General features: G+C 70.6%; 18 protein-coding genes, 1 pseudogene and 1 riboswitch. Of the genes and pseudogenes, 5 read left to right on the top strand and 14 right to left on the bottom strand.

The annotated features are described in order from the left end of the window. Positions 1-137: 137 nt before the first annotated feature. Complete coding sequence (locus AC4D12_RS14665) at positions 138-1,100, bottom strand: DMT family transporter (protein ID WP_490950694.1); 963 nt, start codon at positions 1,098-1,100, stop codon at positions 138-140. 40 nt (positions 1,101-1,140) lie between these two features. On the opposite strand from AC4D12_RS14665, the gene AC4D12_RS14660 reads away from it, so the two are divergent. Then, a complete protein-coding gene (locus AC4D12_RS14660; RefSeq protein WP_490950693.1) occupies positions 1,141-1,371 on the top strand; it encodes an RNA-binding S4 domain-containing protein in 231 nt (76 codons plus the stop codon). Between the two features lie 36 nt (positions 1,372-1,407). On the opposite strand, the gene AC4D12_RS14655 is transcribed toward AC4D12_RS14660, so the two are convergent. Then, positions 1,408-2,193 carry an alpha/beta hydrolase gene (locus tag AC4D12_RS14655; protein ID WP_490950692.1) on the bottom strand — a complete coding sequence of 262 codons (786 nt, stop codon included), beginning with the start codon at positions 2,191-2,193 and terminating at the stop codon, positions 1,408-1,410. A 97-nt stretch (positions 2,194-2,290) separates the two neighbouring features. On the opposite strand from AC4D12_RS14655, the gene AC4D12_RS14650 reads away from it, so the two are divergent. Together AC4D12_RS14650 and AC4D12_RS14645 are read left to right on the top strand one after the other, a co-directional pair. Beyond that, positions 2,291-3,142 carry an SGNH/GDSL hydrolase family protein gene (locus AC4D12_RS14650; RefSeq protein WP_490950821.1) on the top strand — a complete coding sequence of 284 codons (852 nt, stop codon included), beginning with the start codon at positions 2,291-2,293 and terminating at the stop codon, positions 3,140-3,142. 118 nt (positions 3,143-3,260) lie between these two features. After that, positions 3,261-3,614 carry a P-loop nucleotide/nucleoside kinase family protein gene (locus AC4D12_RS14645; protein WP_490950691.1) on the top strand — a complete coding sequence of 118 codons (354 nt, stop codon included), beginning with the start codon at positions 3,261-3,263 and terminating at the stop codon, positions 3,612-3,614. 248 nt (positions 3,615-3,862) lie between these two features. Here the strand turns inward: AC4D12_RS14645 and AC4D12_RS14640 are convergent, their stop codons facing one another. The 3 genes from AC4D12_RS14640 to AC4D12_RS14630 form a co-directional block, all read right to left on the bottom strand. Then, a complete protein-coding gene (locus AC4D12_RS14640) occupies positions 3,863-4,105 on the bottom strand; it encodes a hypothetical protein (protein WP_490950690.1) in 243 nt (80 codons plus the stop codon). 109 nt (positions 4,106-4,214) lie between these two features. Beyond that, positions 4,215-5,354 (bottom strand): homoserine O-acetyltransferase MetX, encoded by a 1,140-nt coding sequence (gene metX / locus AC4D12_RS14635; protein WP_490950689.1) that lies wholly within the window; start codon positions 5,352-5,354, stop codon positions 4,215-4,217. 6 nt (positions 5,355-5,360) lie between these two features. Next, positions 5,361-6,677, bottom strand: coding sequence for a bifunctional o-acetylhomoserine/o-acetylserine sulfhydrylase (locus AC4D12_RS14630; RefSeq protein WP_490950688.1), 1,317 nt, complete (start codon positions 6,675-6,677; stop codon positions 5,361-5,363). A gap of 76 nt (positions 6,678-6,753) precedes the next feature. Further along, a riboswitch (SAM riboswitch) is annotated at positions 6,754-6,870 on the bottom strand. 118 nt (positions 6,871-6,988) lie between these two features. On the opposite strand from AC4D12_RS14630, the gene AC4D12_RS14625 reads away from it, so the two are divergent. Next, positions 6,989-7,630: a VOC family protein gene (locus AC4D12_RS14625; RefSeq protein WP_490950687.1), complete on the top strand. Its 642-nt coding sequence runs from the start codon at positions 6,989-6,991 to the stop codon at positions 7,628-7,630. A gap of 101 nt (positions 7,631-7,731) precedes the next feature. On the opposite strand, the gene AC4D12_RS14620 is transcribed toward AC4D12_RS14625, so the two are convergent. The 3 genes from AC4D12_RS14620 to AC4D12_RS14610 all read right to left on the bottom strand — a co-directional run bounded on the left by AC4D12_RS14620 (position 7,732) and on the right by AC4D12_RS14610 (position 10,289). Then, entirely contained in the window at positions 7,732-8,019 is a 288-nt protein-coding gene (locus AC4D12_RS14620) for a DUF1540 domain-containing protein (protein WP_490950686.1), read from the bottom strand. A 133-nt stretch (positions 8,020-8,152) separates the two neighbouring features. Continuing rightward, entirely contained in the window at positions 8,153-8,965 is an 813-nt protein-coding gene (locus AC4D12_RS14615) for a CPBP family intramembrane glutamic endopeptidase (RefSeq protein WP_490950685.1), read from the bottom strand. Between the two features lie 106 nt (positions 8,966-9,071). After that, the gene (locus tag AC4D12_RS14610) at positions 9,072-10,289 is read right to left on the bottom strand and encodes an allantoate amidohydrolase (RefSeq protein WP_490950684.1); all 1,218 of its coding nucleotides are present in this window, start codon (positions 10,287-10,289) and stop codon (positions 9,072-9,074) included. Positions 10,290-10,412: 123 nt separating this feature from the next. Between AC4D12_RS14610 and AC4D12_RS14605 the strand changes: the two genes are divergently transcribed. Next, positions 10,413-11,258 carry a siderophore-interacting protein gene (locus AC4D12_RS14605; protein WP_490950683.1) on the top strand — a complete coding sequence of 282 codons (846 nt, stop codon included), beginning with the start codon at positions 10,413-10,415 and terminating at the stop codon, positions 11,256-11,258. 52 nt (positions 11,259-11,310) lie between these two features. On the opposite strand, the gene AC4D12_RS14600 is transcribed toward AC4D12_RS14605, so the two are convergent. The 6 genes and pseudogenes from AC4D12_RS14600 to AC4D12_RS14575 all read right to left on the bottom strand — a co-directional run bounded on the left by AC4D12_RS14600 (position 11,311) and on the right by AC4D12_RS14575 (position 17,788). Continuing rightward, entirely contained in the window at positions 11,311-12,504 is a 1,194-nt protein-coding gene (locus AC4D12_RS14600) for a cation:proton antiporter (protein WP_490950682.1), read from the bottom strand. Positions 12,505-12,511: 7 nt separating this feature from the next. Then, a complete protein-coding gene (locus AC4D12_RS14595) occupies positions 12,512-12,994 on the bottom strand; it encodes a cation:proton antiporter regulatory subunit (protein ID WP_490950681.1) in 483 nt (160 codons plus the stop codon). 202 nt (positions 12,995-13,196) lie between these two features. After that, entirely contained in the window at positions 13,197-14,294 is a 1,098-nt protein-coding gene (locus tag AC4D12_RS14590) for an NAD(P)/FAD-dependent oxidoreductase (RefSeq protein ID WP_490950680.1), read from the bottom strand. A gap of 57 nt (positions 14,295-14,351) precedes the next feature. Then, a complete protein-coding gene (locus AC4D12_RS14585; protein ID WP_490950679.1) occupies positions 14,352-15,599 on the bottom strand; it encodes a glycine C-acetyltransferase in 1,248 nt (415 codons plus the stop codon). A gap of 15 nt (positions 15,600-15,614) precedes the next feature. Continuing rightward, positions 15,615-16,658: an L-threonine 3-dehydrogenase gene (gene tdh, locus AC4D12_RS14580; RefSeq protein ID WP_490950678.1), complete on the bottom strand. Its 1,044-nt coding sequence runs from the start codon at positions 16,656-16,658 to the stop codon at positions 15,615-15,617. A gap of 250 nt (positions 16,659-16,908) precedes the next feature. After that, positions 16,909-17,788, bottom strand: a pseudogene (locus tag AC4D12_RS14575) (aminoglycoside phosphotransferase family protein). Positions 17,789-17,864: the final 76 nt, after the last annotated feature.

Raw genomic sequence — 17,864 nt, 5'->3', positions numbered from 1 at the left:
GGTCGTCCATATCGGACGGCCCCTGTGCCGTGTGCGGGCTCTCCGCTCTCGAGCTCCGGACCGTACGACGGCGATCGTCGCTGGCCGACGGCCATCACAACGAGCCGTCAGCTGTTAGGCCCGCGCGGCCATCGGTGTCACAGCGATCGTCGGCGCGGCCAGGGCAGAGTGGTGAGGACGATCGCGACGAGGGTGAGCAGCGTTCCGGCGATCGTCGCGAACACGACGATGCTGCCCGGCGTCGGGACGAGGAGATCGAGCGCGAGGGACCCCACGAGTTGCCCGCCGATCATGACGAGGCCCGTCAGCAGCACACCGAGGCTCCGGACGAGCAGCGTGCCGAGGCCGATGAACACGCACCCCATCGGTCCGCCGAGGTAGTACCACCACTCCGTGGGCAGAGGGTTCGTGGGTCCGGCGACCGCGAGCTTGATGAGCCACGCGACGAGCAGCACCGTGGAGCCGGCCACGAAGTTCATCAGCGTGGCCGCGAGCGGCGACCCGTAGTGCAGCGCGGCCGTGCCGTTCATGGCCGACTGGAAGCTCAACATGATCCCCCCGATCACGGGCAGCAGCACCGGGACCAGCCACGAGGACAGCTCGCCCGCTCCCCCGAAACGCGGCGAGACCGCCCAGACGACCGACAGTACGGTGAGGGACACCCCGACGATCCGCATGGGGGTGGCAGCCCGACGCCCGCCCGGTCCGATGCCGGCCCTGTCCACCAGCAAGCCGCTGAAGGACTGACCCATGACGGCGGCGACGGTGAAGAGCGCCACCCCGATCAGCCCGATGGTCAGGGACTGCGAGAACACGAAGAACGCACCGATCATGCCTGCCGCCACGTAGTACGGCGGGAAGCGCCGTTCGCGCACCGACGGCATGATCTGGCGGGCGCCCGCCCTCGCGCTCGGCAGCACCAGCGTGATCGCGATCATCACCACCAGGCCCGTCCCGAAGCTGATGAGTGCCGCGGCGATGCCGTCGTCGAGGGCGGTACCGAGGGCGCCGTTGATGCGCCCCTGGATGGGAACCGCGAGCCCCGCCGCGAGCGCCAGCGGGAACCCGACGGCGGGCGGGAGGGTGGGGGCATTCTGCACCCCGCCAGCCTAGTGCTGCGTGTCCGGCATGATGGTACGCATGAGTGATCGCGCCCCCGTCGAAGACCTGCCCATCCGCGACGACATGATCCGGCTGGGTCAGGTGCTGAAGCTCGCCTCCCTGGCCGAGGACGGCGTGGAGGCCAAGACCCTGATCGACAACGGACTGGTCCAGGTCAACGGCGAGATCGAGGAGCGCAGGGGGCGTCAGCTGCACCCGGGCGACGTCGTCAGCGTCAACGGGCAGGCCGTGCGCATCAGCCGCGGCTAGGACCCGCCGCCCTGCCCCACCCGCCGCCCGGACCGGTCAGCGCCGTCCCAGCACCGTCATGCTGAGGAACTCGCGCACGTGCGCGAGTTCCTGCTGATTGATGCTGTGGAACATGTTCGGGTAGAGGATCTTCGTCAGCGTGGTGTGCTTCACGAGCCAGCCGTGGGTGTACTCGATCAGCTCGGGCGTGATCACCGGGTCCTCCTGGTCGCGACCCCAGAAGAAGGGCACGGGTGCCGCCCGGACGTCGTCGTCCCGGAAGAACGCATGGCCCTCGGGTGCCACGGCGAAGCCGGACAGCCCGACGACGCACGCGAAGTCGGCGGGCCGGTGCCGCAGGAGGGAGGTCGCCACGCCCATGCCCTGCGAGAAGCCGAGAAGGCTCACGCTCGAATGGGCGCCGCGCACGGTGTCCAGCCAGGCGGACACCGCCTCGACGCTCCGGACCACGCTCTCCACCGAGTAGGTGACCTCGCGCGAGAGCGGGAACCAGGAGTAGCCGGGGCCGGCGGGCTGCGGAGCACGGACGGAGGCCACCGTGAACTCCGGGGGCAGGTGGTCGGTGAGGCCCATGAGGTCCGCCTCGTCCGCCATGTAGCCGTGGAACAGCACGAGGAGCGGGGTGCCGTCGCGCTCGCTCTCCGGCTTCGACCAAAGGACCACGGGTGCCCAGTCCGCGCTGCGTCCAACTGTCGCGGAGGTCTCCGCCGACGGACCGGTGGGTGCGGAGGCACGCGGTGCGACGGCGGGCACTGGAGAGCCGGTCGAGGGCGAGGCGGAGGGTGGGGAGGGCACGGCGGTGCCGTGGGGAGCGTCGGTCATGGCGTCCATCCTGACACGGGCGGGCGCCGGTGGTGGAGCCGTCCCGGGGCTTCCCGCCCCGACCTGGTGTGGCGCGGCGGCAGCGGAGGTTGCAACAATGTGGGGCGTGAGTACCATCCCGAACGGTCCGCTGGTCGACCCGACCCTCACCACCGAGCCGCATCCCTGGCATCGCCTCGTGTCGCTCGGCGACTCGTTCACCGAGGGCATCGGCGACCCCAACCCGGAGAGCATCGGCGGCAATCGGGGGTGGGCGGATCGCGTGGCGGAGGAACTCTCCCGAGGCCAGGCGCACTTCGCCTACGCCAATCTCGCGGTGCGCGGCCGGCTCCTCCAGCAGATCATCGACCAGCAGGTGGGCCCCGCCCTCGAGCTCCGCCCCGACCTCGTGACGATCTCGGCCGGCGGCAACGACCTGCTGCGGCCCGGCGGAGATCCCGACGGACTCGCCAACAGGCTCGACGACGTCGTCTCGCAGCTGGCGGCCTCCGGTGCCACGGTGGTGCTGTTCACCGGTCCGGACGTACGCGAGACGGTGCTCGGCAGCATCCGCTCGAAGACCGCCATCTACAACGAGAACCTCCGTTGCATCGCCGCACGCCACGAGGCCGTGATCGCCGACATGTGGGCGCTCCGCCAACTGATGTCCCCCCAGATGTGGTCCATCGACCGGCTGCACTTCTCGCCGCTCGGGCACCACACCATCGCCATGATGGTTCTGGACACCCTGGCCGTCCGGCACACCCTCGAACCGCTGCACCCGAAGGACCTGCCGGTGCGCACCTGGCGAGCCGCGCGCACGGAGGATCTCGTCTGGGCCCGCGAATACTTCGTGCCGTGGGTGCTGCGCAGGCTGCGTCACCAGTCATCGGGCGACGGCGTCATCGCCAAGCGACCGGAACCCACGCCCGTCTTCGGCCCTGGCATGCCCCCGGGTGCGGCGGACTGAACCGTCCGCTCGCGGCCGCCGCGGGTCGGCGCCCAGCAACCGCGACCGGACGCGTCGGGTGGAGCGGCCAGCCGTCCGACGCGTCCGACGCGACCGACGACGATCGAAGGACTCCCCCATGGCCACGGTGCACCTGATGTGCGGCTTCAACGGCGCGGGCAAGAGCACGGTCGCGCGAGGCATCCCCCGGGTGACCGGCGCGCGGCGGTTCGGCCTCGACGAGCACATGATCCGCCTGTACCCGCACCTCGACTACGCCGCCGATGAGTACGGGAGAGCCGCGGTCGAGGAGCGCGAGACGCTGTGGCGGAACGCGGCGGGCGCGCTGGGCTCCGCGCACGACGTCGTCCTCGACTGGGACTGGTGGCGAGCAGCGGATCGACAGCTGTGGGCCGACCGGGCGCACCGCGCCGGCCACGCCGTCGTCGTGCACTGGGTCGATGTGCCCCTGGCGACGGCCCTGGACCGATGACGCGCGCGGAGGGGCAACGGGGAGGCCGGTGCGCACCGGCTGCGGGACCAGGACGTCCGTGCTCTCGCTGCCCTCTTCGAGGAACCGCGGACGGAGGAGGGACTCGTCATCGTCCGGCACGGGCCTGACGCTCCGACCGATCACGCGGCGGACTGAGCCTCACAGGAATGACCGGTCGGGTTGTTCCCGACCGGTCATCATGGCTGTGCCGTCGACGTGCGCAGTGCCGTCGGTGACCTCCGGGCCGCTCAGGCGTCGAGGTCCACCTCACCGTTGGCGACGGCGTCCGCGCAGGCGCTGAGATCGGGCCCGGGCTTGAAGTCGACGAACTGCGGCTGCAGCTTCGCGAAGAGGAACTCGTACACCTCGTCGCGGGTCTTGCCGTCCATGGTCTCGGCGGCTTCACGCACGGCGCCCTGCAGCGCTCGGTCCGAGTCGAGGAGGATCTTGTCGCGTGCTTCCTGGTTCCAGCCGATGGTGCTCAGTTCCATGAACAGCTCCTTGTGCGTCGTGGTGCGGTCCCGCCCCTGAATCCTAAGCAGGCTTAGCTCCCAGCCTAGGTGTCCGCCGCAGGAAACCCAACCCGCGATCCTCCGACGGTCAGCCTGCGTAGAACGCAGCCCTCAGGGCGGCTCCCACCTGGTGGATCTGCGTGAGGAAGGCGTCGTGACCGATGGGTGAGGAGATGGTGTGCACGGGTACCTCGCCGGGCAGTCCGGCCGCGAGGCGTTCGGACTGCACGGGGAAGTAGAGCCGGTCGGAGTCGACGGCCGCGACGAAGAACCGCGCGGTGGCCCGCCCCAGTGCCTCCTCGAGGCTTCCGCGCCCCCTGGCGGCGTCATGACTCATCAGGGCTTCGGTCAGCACCACGTAACTGTTGGCGTCGAAACGGTCCACCAGCTTGTCCGCCTGGTGGTCGAGGTAGCTCTCCACGCGGTAGCGGCCGCGCTCCGTCGGCAGGACGCCGCCGAGCGGCTGCTCGTCGCCCTGCGCCGCACGGCCGAAGCGGGCGTCCAGCTCGAATTCGGAGCGGTAGGTGATGTGGGCGATACGCCGCGCGATTCCCAGCCCGCCGTCCGGGTGCGGGCCGTCGTAGTAGTCGCCGTCACGGTAGGCGGGGTCGAGGCGGATCGCCTGCAGCTGCGCCTGGGCGAACGCTATCTGTTCGGCCGAGCTGGCTGCGGTGCAGGCGATGACCGCACATCGTTCCACGCGCTCCGGGAACACGAGGGCCCACTCCAGAGCGCGGGCGCCGCCCATAGAGCCGCCGAGCACGGAGTGCCAGCGCTCGACGCCGAGGAGGTCGGCGAGCAGCGCTTCCGCGCGGACGGAGTCGCGGATGGTCACGAACGGGAAGCGGGAACCCCAGGGCGTGCCGTCCGGGGCGAGACTGCCCGGCCCCGTCGAGCCGTAACATCCACCCAGCATGTTGACCGACACCACGAAGTACCGGTCGGTGTCCACGGTGCGGCCCGGACCTACCAGGCCGTCCCACCAGCCGTCCTCCTCGGACTCCCCCCGCGCCACGTGCGAGCTGCCGGTGAGGGCATGCTGCACGAGGACTGCGTTCGAGGCGTCACTGTTGAGCCGTCCCCAGGTCTCGTACGCGAGGTGCACCTCGGGCAGCACTCCCCCGGTCTCGAGGTCCAACGGGCCGATCGACGCGACGCGGAGGATTCCGTCTCCGGCGGGATCGGCGGCGTCGGCCGCGGGCCTCAGGACAACAGGGGGGTGGGTCACGGGTGGTCAGGCTCCTTTGGCGGCGCGGAACCCCGCGTCGAGGTCGGCGAGGATGTCGTTGATGTTCTCGAGGCCCACGGACAGCCGCACGAGGCCGGGACGCACGCCCGCGGTGAGCTGCGCCTCCGCGCCGAGCTGGCTGTGCGTCGTCGACGCCGGATGGATGACGAGCGAGCGGACGTCACCGACGTTCGCCACGTGCGAGTGCAGTTCGAGTCCGTCCACGAACCGCGTGCCCGCCTCGTGCCCGCCGGCGATGTCGAAGCTGACGATCGCGCCGGTCCCGTTCCGCCCGTACTTCCTGCCGCGCTCGTACCAGGGACTGGACGGGAGGCCGGCGTAGGCCACGCGCTCGACGTCGTCGTGGGCCTCCAGCCACTCGGCGACAGTCTGCGCGTTCTGGACGTGCCGCTCGATCCGCAGGCTGAGCGTCTCCAGCCCCTGCGCGATCAAGAAGGCGTTGAACGGCGACACCGCGGCGCCGAGGTCCCGCAGCAGCTGCACGCGTGCTTTCAGGATGTAGGCGAGGTTGACACCGAGGGCGCTGCCCACCCCGAGGTCACGCGCATAGACGAGTCCGTGGTAGCTCTCGTCGGGGGTGTTCAGGCCGGGGAAGCGGTCCGGGTACCGCGCGAAGTCGAAGTTCCCGGAATCGACGATCACGCCGGCGATGGCCGTGCCGTGCCCGCCGAGGTACTTGGTGGCCGAGTGCACCACGATGTCCGCACCCCACTCGATGGGTCGGATCAGGTAGGGCGTCGAGAGCGTGTTGTCGACGATCAGCGGGAACCCGTGCTCGTGGGCGACGGCGCTGATCCCCTCGAGGTCCAGGACGTCCTGCCGCGGATTGGAGACCACCTCGCCGAAGAACAGCTTGGTGTTCGGCCTGATCGCGGCGCGCCACTGCTCGAGATCGTCCGGATCCTCGACGAACGTGGTCTCGATACCGAACTTCCGCAGCGTGTGCTTGAAGAGGTTGTAGGTTCCGCCGTAGAGGCTCGGGCTCGCGACGATGTGGTCGCCCGCCTCCGCGATGTTGAGCACGGCGAACGTCTCCGCGGCCTGGCCCGAGGCGAGCAGCAGGGCGCCGACGCCGCCCTCCAGGCTCGCGATCCTCGTCTCCACCGCCTCCTGGGTCGGGTTGCCGATACGCGTGTAGATCGGCGCGAGTTCCGTCAGCGCGAAGCGGTTGGCGGCACTCTCCGCGCTCGGGAAGACGAACGACGACGTCTGGTAGATGGGGAGCGCGCGCGCCCCCGTTGCGGAGTCCGGCTCCTGGCCGGCGTGGATCTGGCGTGTCTCGAAAGACCACTCGTTGGACATGATGCTCCCTGTAGGAAGGGGCCTCGCTGGTGTCCGGAACCTGCCGACGTCTCGCCCAGGTCACCGGGCCGTCACGGGCCCGCGCTTGCGCGACGCCGGTCCGGCGTCGAGCCTGGTCTTCACCCGGGGCACCCCACCGCGGTTGGAGGGTTGCCGGCCAGCAAGCCGGGGCTTCGTGCTGGCACTCATGACCTGACTCCATGGAAGCGCACGGCCCCGCTGGAGGCAAGCCGTATGACACTTCGTGAAGGGACGAACGAGTAAGGCGAACCTAAGTCGAGACGTGGATCACTTAGTGCCAAGATATCGGCATGCGCCTGGATCATGTGTCGTACGCCTGTGAACCCGACGGTCTCGCCGCCACCGCCGAGCGGATCTCTACCAAGCTCGGGACGGACGCGGTGAGAGGCGGTGTGCATCCCCGCTTCGGTACACGGAACATGATCGTGCCCCTGGTCAACGGCCAGTACCTCGAGGTCGTGGAGGTCCTCGACCACCCCGCCTCGGACAAGGCCCCCTTCGGTCAGGCCGTCCGCGCCCGCTCCGAAGCCGGAGGCGGCTGGATGGGCTGGTGCGTGGCGGTGGACGACCTCGGTCCGTTCGAGGAACGCCTCGGACGCAGCGCCGTCCCGGGCAACCGCAAATTTCCCGACGGCCAGGAACTCTCCTGGCAGCAGATCGGCATCAAGGGCCTCATCGCCGATCCTCAGGTGCCCTACCTCCTCCGCTGGGACGAGGGTACCGAGGCCCTGCACCCCTCCCTCGCGCGTGCCGCATCGGTGAAGCTCGACTGCCTGACCATCGCCGGCTCGTCCGAGCGCGTCACCGAGTGGCTCGGCACGGAGGTCGAGGAGACGCTCGACGGCGTCCAGGTCCAGTGGATCGCCCCGAACGGCACGCCGGGCGTCATGTCCGTGACGTTCGAGACCGCCCACGGGCGGGTCGAGATCTAGCACGCAGCACTCTGCTCAGAAGAAGCTCAGACGAAGCTCAGACGAAAGGGACCGGCCGACGGCCGGTCCCTTTCTGTGTTCGTCAGTGGTTCGGCGCCGGCTCAGGCGTGGGTATAGGTCAGGCAGTCGGCGGCCTCGGCGCCGGGACCGACCTTGACCGCGGGTGCCGTGCACAGGAGATCCGCGTTGAACGAGCACTCCGAGCGCTGGCACGCCCCGACATGGGCGAGCATCTTCGGCAGTCCGCCGCTGATGGACGTGTCGATGAACGTGGCGCACGAGGCGTGCTCCTCGCTCCCGGACACCGTGATGGCGACCGCCGTGCAGCCGTCATGGTTGAAGGAGCAGTTGTGGACACTGCATTCGGAGACACTGGTGACGACGCTCATGATTCCTCCTGGGGGTGCGGCGGATCCTGACGGCGGAATCCGTACTTCTGCTCAATGAATTCACGGTAACACCGGTAATTGCGAATAATTTAGTCATGATTTGTGCGCGATAAAAGAAAAGGTAAGCCTTGGCTCAGCTACCTATTCCGATGGCCGGGCCGATCAGGGCGAACCCCACGAACCCGGTGATGTCGATCAGCGCGTGCGCGATCACGAGCGGCATGACGCGCTTGGTGCGCGTGTAGAACCAGGCGAAGAGCAGCCCCATCATCACGTTGCCGATGAACGGACCGAACCCCTGGTACAGGTGGTAGCTCCCCCGCAGGAGGGCACTCGTGATGATGATGGCGGGCGTCGACCACCCGAGTTCGCGCAGACGCAGCATGAGGTAGCCGACCACGATGACTTCCTCCAACACGGCGTGCCGCACCGCGGAGAGCACCAGCACCGGCACGGTCCACCAGTACTCGTCGAGCGCGGCCGGGACGATCGCCGTCGTGATGCCGAGAGCGCGGCCGGCCGCGTAGACGCCGAGCGTGCCGACGCCGATGATCCCGGCGAGGCCCACACCGAAACCGAAGGTCCTCAGCGGGCGGTCGAAGGTGAACCCCAGACGCCGGAAGGCCGATGTCCCCTGTCCGCTCAGGAGGAACAGCACCAGGGCGACCGGCACCAGCGCGAAGAAGATCCCGAGCAGCTGGTAGGTCAGGTCGATGTACTGGCGGTCGTCGAGCACCGGGTTCAACGTGGTGGTCTGTGCGGCCAGGGGCCCGCGGGACAACTTGTCCACGAGGCTCACGACGGCGTAGACGCCCGACTGCCCGAGCGAGAGCCCGAGCACGATCAGCAGTTCGGCCGTGATCCGGCGTCGCGGCGGCTGGACCGTCGGGACGGAGGAGCTTCGGTCGGTCGAGCGTCGATCGGTGGGGCGTCGGTCGGTGGACATGGCGCCATCATTCCAGCGGCGGCTGGTGTTTCCCAGCGCGGCGGCACCGGAGCAGGCCTCCGATCCCAGCGGGGCCGGCGTAACCCTCACCGACCGGACGGCGACGTCAGAGCAGGTCCTCGAGGACGTCCGCGAGGGCGATGGCTCCCGCGTCGGCGTCCTCGCGCTCCACGAACTCCTCGGGCGAGTGGCTGATACCCGTGGGATTGCGGACGAACAGCATCGCGGTGGGTGCGATGCTGCCGAGAATGCCGGCGTCATGTCCCGCGCCCGTGGGGAGGGTCGGGGCGCCGGGGAAGGACCGGCCGAGCGCGAGGCCGAGTGTGCGCTGCATGGCCCCGTCGAACTGGACGGTCCCGCTGCGGGATTCCTCGGTCAGCGTGGCGCGGCAGCCTTCGAAGGCGCAGATCTTCTGCGCCTGACCGTGGATCCTCTCGATGAGCTGTGCGGTCACGGCGTCGTCCTCGTGACGGACGTCGAGCCAGAGGTCCACGCGGGAGGCGATCACGTTGGTACCACCCGGAACGGGTTGGAGCCGCCCGACCGTGGCGCGGGCGCCGTCCTGCTCGGCGGCGGCCTTCCGGGCCGCGAGGACCACCTGCGCGGCCGCGATCATGGGATCGGCGCGGTCCGCCATGAGCGTGGTCCCTGCGTGGTTGCCCTGCCCGGTGATCGAGAGGCGCCAGCGTCCGTGGCCGATCATCGAGGAGCCGATGGCGACCGCGGAGTCGAGGTCGATCAGCCCGCGGCCCTGTTCGACGTGGAGTTCCACGAAGTCGCCGATCCTGCTGATGGCCTCCTCGTCCCGGCCGAGGTGGTCGACGTCGATGCCGGCGCTCCGAGCGGCGTCGGCGAAGGTGGTGCCGTCGGCATCCGTCAGGGCGCGCACGTGATCGGGGTCGAGGGACCCGGTGAGCAGCCGCGACCCGAGGCAGGAGACCCCGAAGCGCGAGCCCTCCTCCTCGGGGAACACGGCGACGGCCAGCGACCGGTGGGGCTGCACCCCGCGCTCGCGCAGGAGGTCGACGGCGACGAGGGCCGAGGCGACGCCGAGCGGACCGTCGAAGGCTCCCCCACCCGGCACGGAGTCCAGGTGGCTGCCGGTGACGAGTGCGCCGTCACGCCGGTCCGTGGCGTCCCACCAGGCCCAGAGGATGCCGTTGCGGTCCGTCTCGACCGCCAGGCCGCGTGCCGCGGCTTCCGCGGCGAACCACTCGCGCAGGCTCAGCTCGGCACCGGTGAACACGCCGCGGGAGTACCCGCCGCGTGCCGGGTCGCGGCCCACGGCGCCGATGGTGTCGAGGACCGAGGAGACTGTCTGCACGGCACTGCCTTTCTCCGGAGGATGAGGTTCCAGCATTCCACGAGGACGGCCGCGGACTGCCCGGGACTGCCCGGACAGGCTTGTTAGGGTGAGTGGAGCCCACCGCGAAGGAAGCACCGCCCCATGGCCCTCCCCCCGTCCGATGCGCCGCGCAAGCCCCCGCGCCCGCAGGCCGTCCTGTCCGTGATCGAGACGCTGTGGCTGAGTCCGCACCTGGTCCGCGTGGTCGCGGGCGGGCCGGGATTCGCCGATCTCCAGCACTGCGATGCCACCGACATGTACGTGAAGCTGCTGTTCGCGAAGCCAGAGCTCGGGCTGACGCCCCCGTACGACCTTCCCGCACTCAAGGACCGGCTCCCCTCCGGCGACCGCCCGGTCAAGCGCACCTACACCGTCCGGTGGCTGGACCGCGCCGCGCAGCGCCTGGCGATCGACTTCGTGGTGCACGGTGACGCGGGCATCGCCGGGCCGTGGGCGGCTCGCGCCGTCCCGGGCGACCAGCTGGTGATGATGGGCCCCTCCGGGAAGTGGTCACCGGACCCCGAGGCGGACTGGCACCTCTTCGTCGGCGACGACTCCGCCCTCCCGGCGATCTCCGCCGGACTCGAGGCCCTGCCGCCCACCGCCGTCGGGTACGCGTACCTCGAGGTGGACGGCGACGCCGACGTCCTGGAGCTCGCACACCCCGAGGGTGTGGAGCTGCACTGGCTGCTGCGCGCCGGCCGGGAGCCGGGCACGACGACGCTGCTGGCCGACGCCGTCTCCGCCGGGCCGTGGCCCGAGGGCCGCGTGGACGCCTTCGTGCACGGCGAGCGCGGCGCGATGAAGGCCCTGCGGGACGTCCTGTTCACGGGCAGAGGGCTCGCACGATCCCAGGTCTCGCTCTCGGGCTACTGGGCGTACGGCCGCGAGGAGGACATGTTCCAGGCCGAGAAGCGCGAACCGATCGGCAAGATCCTCGACGACTGAGGGCTCGTGCGGGCTCCGCCGGAGCGGTCGTCGCAGGGTTCGTCAGGCCGGGTCAGCCCGCGACGACGGGTCGCGGCCGGAGCGCGGGAAGCCGCTCGAGTTGCTGCAGCGCGGGTTCCGCGAGCCGCGCGAGGACGGGGCCGAGGACCGCCATGAGCAGCACGTACGTGGTGGCGAGGGCAGCGAGGTCCGGGACCACCGCCCCGGAGGCGACGGCGAGGCCCGCGATCACGATCGAGAACTCGCCGCGCGCCACGAGGGCCGACCCCGCGCGCACCCGGCCGCGGCGCCCGATCCCCTGCCGCTGAGCAGCCCACCAGCCCGTGGCGATCTTCGTCGCAGCCGTGATCACCGCGAGCAGCAGGGCGAAGCCGAGCACGGGCGGGATCGACGCGGGATCGGTGTTGAGCCCGAACACGACGAAGAAGATGGCGGCGAAGAGGTCGCGGAGAGGCTCGAGGATGCGCGCGGCGTTCTCCGCCGTCGCACCCGAGATGGCGATCCCGAGGAGGAACGCGCCCACGGCCGCGGAGACCTGCAGGGCGGACGCCAGTCCGGCCACCAACAGCGCGGCGCCGATGAGGGTGAGGAGGAAGACCTCGCGGTCGGTGCTGTCCACGACGGCCGAGACGACGTTGCCCCAGCGGAGGGCGATCACGAGGACGAGGGTGACCACGAGGAGCGAGATCCCCACGGTCCCCAGCCCGCCGGCGAAGCTGAGCCCTGCCAGGACCGCCGTCAGGACAGGAAGGTAGATGGCCATGGCGAGGTCCTCGAAGACGAGGATCGCGAGGACCGTGGGCGTCTCACGGTTGCCGAGGCGGCCGAGGTCGCTGATGACCTTCGCGGCGATGCCCGAGGAGGAGATGTAGGTGACCCCGCCCATGACGAGTGCGGCGACAGGTCCCCAGCCGAGGATCACGGCCACGAGCGCGCCGGGCGTGAAGTTGAGGACGAAATCCACCACACCCGCGAGCCACGACTGCCGGAGACCGGTCACGAGCTCCTTCGCCGTGTACTCCAGTCCCAGCATCAGCAGGAGCAGGACGACGCCGATCTCCCCGGCGATCTCACTGAACTCCATGACGCCCTCGAGTTCGATGAACCCGCCGTGTCCGAAGAACAGTCCGCCGATGAGGTAGAGCGGTATGGGCGAGAGCCCGATCCTCCCTGCGAGCCGCCCGAGGATGCCGAGGAAGAGCAGGACGGCCCCGAGTTCGATCAGGATGATGGCGGTCGAGTGCACGTTCCGATCAACCTCGTCGCAGGATGTCCGCCGCGGTGTCGAGTCCCTCGGAGGTGCCGACCACCACCAGCAGATCGCCGGCGGCGAGGGTGAAGTCGGGTGTGGGCGAGGCCTGGACCTGACCCGACCGGAGGACGGCGACCAGCGAGGCACCCGAGCGCGAACGCATCCGGGTGTCCGCGAGAGCGCGCCCGTCGAACGGGGAACCCGCCTCGACGAGAAACTGGCGGGTGGAGACGCCCGGGAGGTCCCGGTGCTCCTCCGTGAGCTGCGCCACGAGCTGGCGGGAACCGAGCAGGTTGCCGATCGTGGCGGCCTCGTCGGGCGTGAGAGGGATGGACGCCACGCAGGCGTCGGGGTCGTCGGCCTTCGAGATGATGAGGTCGAGATCGCCGTCACGCTGGGCGACGATCCCTACGCGCCGGCCCGAACCCGTGACGATCTCGCGCCGCACTCCGATGCCGGGGAGTCGAATCTCGATGACGTTCATGCGCCCATCCTAGACCCGCGGGGCACGAGCGACAGACGGTAGGGACGGCACTCGCGACGGCACCCTGGAGCGCGCTGCGGACTGCGTCCCGACCGCCCTCCGGACACGACGGCGGGGGTTCGTCCGGCACCGCTGCCAGGTCGCTGTGGACGTTGCTCCGCACCCTGTTCCCCGCGGTGATGTGCCTCCGCGTGGCCACCCGTCACACGGGCCGGAGGGCTTCCGCCGCGGCCGCGACGCTCACGGGGTCGGCGCCGACGTCGCGGGGATCGATGCCACTGAGCAGCACCGCGGCCAGCTCGGCGATGGCCGAGGACGTCTGGAACCCGTATCCGCCCTGCCCGGCGAGCCAGAAGAACCCCGGGTGCCGGGAATCGAACCCCACCACCGGCAGGCCCGATTCCCGCTGGGTCCGCAGCCCCGTCCAGGAACGGACCACGGAGCTGATGCCCAGTGTGGTCAGCGTCCCGAGGTGCTCCACGAACCGCTCGACGTCCCCCGGGTGCGGCTGGGCGTCCTCGGCCTCGGCCGGTTCCGCCTCGCTCGGCGAGATGAGCACGCCCTCGGCATCGGGGCGGTAGTAGAAGGACTCGTCGGCGGCGGCGACCATCGGTGTACCGAGCGCCGGCGCATTGTCCGCCCTGACGATCGCGGCGGTCCTGCGGTGCGGCACGAGCCCCTGCGGAGCGACGCCGCACACGCTCGCGAGGCCGTCGGCCCAGGCACCGGCGGCGTCGACCACGATCTCCGCCGTGATGGGCCGGTAGCCCGCGCGCACGCTCCAGCCCGTACCGTCGTAGCGCGCGGACGTGACCTCGGCGCCGGTGAGGATGATGACGCCGTCGTCGCTCGCGCTCCGCCGGTGGTACTCGAGCAGGAGATCCGTGTCCGTGCCGACGCACGCCTCGTCGATCGCCGCCGCGGCGAAGGCGCCGGGGCGCAGCTGCGGTGCGAGCTCCAGCGCTTCGGCGTGCGAAACACGCCGCATCGCGGCGCTCGCCCCGGCCTCCACCTGCTCCTCGGAGCCGACGAGCAGGAAGGAACGCGGCACGGTGAGCGGCAGGCCCGTGGAGGACTGGACACCCGCGAGCAGGTCGAGGGTGCGCCGGGTGAGGTCGAGGACCGGCTCGGGGCCGTAGCTCGGGATGAGCTGGCGTGCCGAGCGCGACGACGTGTGGTACCCGAGCGTCGCCTCGGCCTCGACGAGCACCACACTGGCGAAGGGCGCGACGGCGGACGCCAGGGAGAGACCGGCGATGCCGCCGCCGACGATGAGGATGTCGCACTCGAGGGAGCTCATGCGGTCATCCTAGGAGGGGTCTCCCCCATCCGGCGTTCCGGCGGCGTGGGGCCTCGCTCAGGAGGCGCCGACGTGCGCACCCTGCTCGGCGTCGTCGTGCTCCGGTGCGCCCGCGGAGACGTCGGCGCGCGCCGCGACGAAGGCGCGCACGCACGACTCGATGTCCTCGTCCGTGTGGGCCGCGGAGAGCTGCACGCGGATGCGCGCCTTGCCCTTCGGCACCACCGGGTAGCTAAAGGCCGTCACGAAGACACCGTGCGCGAGCATCGCGTCCGCCGTCCGCGCGGCGAGGACCGCGTCACCGAACATGACCGGGATGATGGCGTGCTCGCCGTCGAGGAGGTCGAAGCCCTCCTCGGTCATCCGGCGGCGGAAGAGCGCCGCGTTGTCGGTCAGCCTGCCGCGGAGCTCGGCACTGTTCTCGACGAGGTCGAGCGCAGTGAGCGTTGCGGCGACGATCGACGGTGCCAGCGAGTTCGAGAACAGGTACGGACGCGCCCGCTGGCGCAGCAGCGCCACGATCTCGGCGCGTGCGGCGACGTACCCGCCGGACGCGCCGCCGAGCGCCTTGCCGAAGGTCCCGGTGAAGATGTCCACGCGGTCGGCGACACCCGCGTGCTCCGGCGTTCCTGCGCCGCTCGGGCCCATGAAGCCGACGGCATGGGAGTCGTCGACCATGACCATCGCGTCGTAGCGCTCTGCGAGGTCGCAGATGGCCTCGAGCGGCGCGAGGTAGCCGTCCATCGAGAAGATGCCGTCGGTGACCACGAGGCGTCGCCGTGCCCCCGATGCCTCCTGGAGCTTTGCCTCGAGATCCGCCATGTCGCGGTTCGCGTAGCGGAAGCGCTGGGCCTTGGAGAGCCGGATGCCGTCGATGATGGACGCGTGGTTCAGGGCGTCCGAGATCACGGCGTCCTCGGCGCCGAGCAGCGACTCGAAGACCCCGCCGTTCGCGTCGAAGCAGGAGGAGAAGAGGATGGTGTCCTCCGTGCCGAGGAACTGCGAGACGCGGCGCTCCAGCTCGAGGTGGAGGTCCTGCGTACCGCAGATGAAGCGGACAGAGGCCATGCCGAAGCCACGCTCGTCGAGGGCCGTCTTCGCGGCCGCGATGATGTCCGGGTGGTCCGCCAGCCCCAGGTAGTTGTTGGCGCAGAAGTTGAGCACCCGAGCGCCCTCGGCGTCGAGCGCCCCGGCCGTGATGTGGCTGGACTGCGCGGAAGAGATGCGGCGCTCGTGCTTGAAGAGGCCTGCGTCCCTGATGTCGTCGAGCTCACCGGCGAGCTGATCGCGAACTGCTGAGTACATGGTGTTCCTGCCTCCCTAGAAGACGGTCCAGTCGAGGACCACTTTGCCACCGGCGCCGTCGCGCGCGGTCCTGAATCCCTGCTGCCACTCACTCGCCGGCAGGCAGTCGGTGACCACCGACGAGACGGCGTCGCGCAGCGTCCGGTTGGACTGCAGCATGGCGCTCATCGCGTACCAGGTCTCGAACATCTCGCGTCCGTAGATGCCCTTGAGCGTGAGCATGTGCGTGACCACCTTGCCCCAGTCGATGGTGATGGGCGCCGAGGGCAGGCCCAGCATCGCGATCCTGCCGCCGTGGTTCATGTTGTCGATCATCTCGGGCAGCGCCGTGGCGTGGCCGGACATCTCCATCCCGACGTCGAAGCCCTCCTTCATGCCGAGCTCCCGCTGCGCGTCGGCGATGCGCGTCCGGCTGACGTCGACGGCGATGTCCGCCCCGACCCCGCGGGCCAGCGCGAGGCGCGACGGCGAGACGTCGGTGATCGCGATCTTGCGGGCTCCGGCGTGCCGGGCGACCGCGACGGCCATCAGGCCGATGGGACCCGCCCCGGTGATGAGCACGTCCTCGCCGACGAGCGGGAAGCTCAGGGCGGTGTGGACGGCGTTGCCGAACGGATCGAAGACGGCGCCGAGTTCTGGGGTGATCGTGGCGTCGTGCACCCACACGTTGGTTTCGGGGACGACGACGAACTCGGCGAAGGCGCCGTCGCGCTGCACACCGACGCTGGAGGTCCTGATGCACATCTGCCGGCGGCCGGCGCGGCAGTTGCGGCAGATCCCGCAGACGATGTGCCCCTCACCCGAGACGCGGTCGCCGACCCGCACGTCGCGGATCCCCTCGCCGAGCGCCACGACCTCCCCGTAGAACTCGTGACCGGGAATGAGCGGCGCGGTGATCATGCTCTGCGCCCAGGAGTCCCAGCTCTCGATATGGAGGTCCGTGCCGCAGATGCCCGTGGTCATCACGCGGATCTTGACCTCGCCCCACCCCGCCTCGGGCTCGGGGCGATCCACGAGCTCGAAGCCCGGACGGGCTCCGGAGGTGTACAGCGCCTTCACTGACCACGTCCTTCCACGCCGCTTCCCGATCACGGCGGGGTGGGCCGGAGGGTGCGGTACGAGTGCTGGGCGGGATGTGCCCGGAGCAACGATATCAGCGGGCTCCGGGCGGGACCTCCGCGGCGGGTGCCCTCTCGACGGCGCGCGGGTATCGAGCCGTTCCGCGGCCGGGCGGGACGCGGATTGTTCCGGGGCCGGGCGGGACCTACGCGGCGGGTGCCCACTCGGCCGCACCCGGGCCGCGCTGCCGTCAGTCCTGGAGGACGGCGTGCAACGTCTCGATCCCGAGTGCACGGAGCGCCGGGGCGTCGTCCGACGACGCCGCGAGTGCGCTGCCCAGACTCACCGCCCAGCCACGGGCGCGGTCCCACAGGCCCGGATCGGCGGGCACACGATCGTCGATGAGCCCGCGGAACGCAGCACGCCCGGTGACGCCGAAGTGCAGCCACGCCGCCGCGAGGTCCGTTGCCGGGTCGCCCGCGCGCAGGTCGCCGAAGTCGACGACGCCGGCGAGCTCCCCCCGCTGTGTCAGCACGGTGTTGGCCGGGTGCAGGTCGCCGTGCAGCCAGACGGGCGGCGCGGACCGGGTGGGCGCAGTGACCGCGTGCCCAGACGTCCTGCACCGTGCTGCCCGGTCCCTGCCCGAGGGAGACGAGCCGCGCACGCACGACGTCGTCGCGCGCTGCGAGCGGTCCTCCGCGGCCCACCGGACTTACCGGGGCGTCGTCGGGCGCGGGCCGATGGAAGTCGGCGAGGAAACGGGCCAGCGGGACGGCGGCCGGTGTCCGGTCGGCGCGCGGGACGGCGGCGGCCGGGACGCCCTCGATCCAGCGGCAGACCGACCAGTGCCAGGGGTACCCCGCGCCGGGTACCCCGACGCGCAACGGTGCCGACGTCGGGAGCCCCACCGTGCGCACGAGGCCGGGCAGCCAGCGCTGCTCCTCGATCATGAGGGCGTCCGCGACCGCGCGCCTCGGCAGCCGCACCAGGAGCGCCGGTCCGAGCCGGAACAGCTTGTTGTCCCAGCCGTTGCCCACGAACTCCACGGGAAGATCGGCCAGGTCGGGGTGCTGCTCGTGCAGCAGCGATCGGACGAGGGCGGCCGTGACGTCGAACTCGGCCTGCGGCATCAGGGCCATCGGAACCTCCTGGAACTGCAGAGCCGGGGCAACGGGCCGGACCCGGGGTGAATTCACCCCGGGTCCG

It is taken from the genome of Arthrobacter sp. TJ-266, from assembly GCF_058269115.1.
Note: the sequence above shows the minus strand (reverse complement) of the source record. Positions and strands in the feature narration are given on the sequence as shown.

Excerpts from the sequence above, each read along its gene's own strand:
- AC4D12_RS14655 (WP_490950692.1), bottom strand. The coding sequence starts at position 2,193 with ATGACCGACGCTCCCCACGGCACCGCCGTGCCCTCCCCACCCTCCGCC.
- AC4D12_RS14625 (WP_490950687.1), top strand. The coding sequence starts at position 6,989 with ATGCGCCTGGATCATGTGTCGTACGCCTGTGAACCCGACGGTCTCGCC.
- AC4D12_RS14615 (WP_490950685.1), bottom strand. The coding sequence starts at position 8,965 with ATGTCCACCGACCGACGCCCCACCGATCGACGCTCGACCGACCGAAGC.
- AC4D12_RS14590 (WP_490950680.1), bottom strand. The coding sequence starts at position 14,294 with ATGAGCTCCCTCGAGTGCGACATCCTCATCGTCGGCGGCGGCATCGCC.
- AC4D12_RS14660 (WP_490950693.1), top strand. The coding sequence starts at position 1,141 with ATGAGTGATCGCGCCCCCGTCGAAGACCTGCCCATCCGCGACGACATG.
- AC4D12_RS14595 (WP_490950681.1), bottom strand. The coding sequence starts at position 12,994 with ATGAACGTCATCGAGATTCGACTCCCCGGCATCGGAGTGCGGCGCGAG.
- AC4D12_RS14605 (WP_490950683.1), top strand. The coding sequence starts at position 10,413 with ATGGCCCTCCCCCCGTCCGATGCGCCGCGCAAGCCCCCGCGCCCGCAG.
- AC4D12_RS14630 (WP_490950688.1), bottom strand. The coding sequence starts at position 6,677 with ATGTCCAACGAGTGGTCTTTCGAGACACGCCAGATCCACGCCGGCCAG.
- AC4D12_RS14645 (WP_490950691.1), top strand. The coding sequence starts at position 3,261 with ATGGCCACGGTGCACCTGATGTGCGGCTTCAACGGCGCGGGCAAGAGC.
- AC4D12_RS14650 (WP_490950821.1), top strand. The coding sequence starts at position 2,291 with ATGTGGGGCGTGAGTACCATCCCGAACGGTCCGCTGGTCGACCCGACC.
- AC4D12_RS14585 (WP_490950679.1), bottom strand. The coding sequence starts at position 15,599 with ATGTACTCAGCAGTTCGCGATCAGCTCGCCGGTGAGCTCGACGACATC.
- AC4D12_RS14640 (WP_490950690.1), bottom strand. The coding sequence starts at position 4,105 with ATGGAACTGAGCACCATCGGCTGGAACCAGGAAGCACGCGACAAGATC.
- AC4D12_RS14620 (WP_490950686.1), bottom strand. The coding sequence starts at position 8,019 with ATGAGCGTCGTCACCAGTGTCTCCGAATGCAGTGTCCACAACTGCTCC.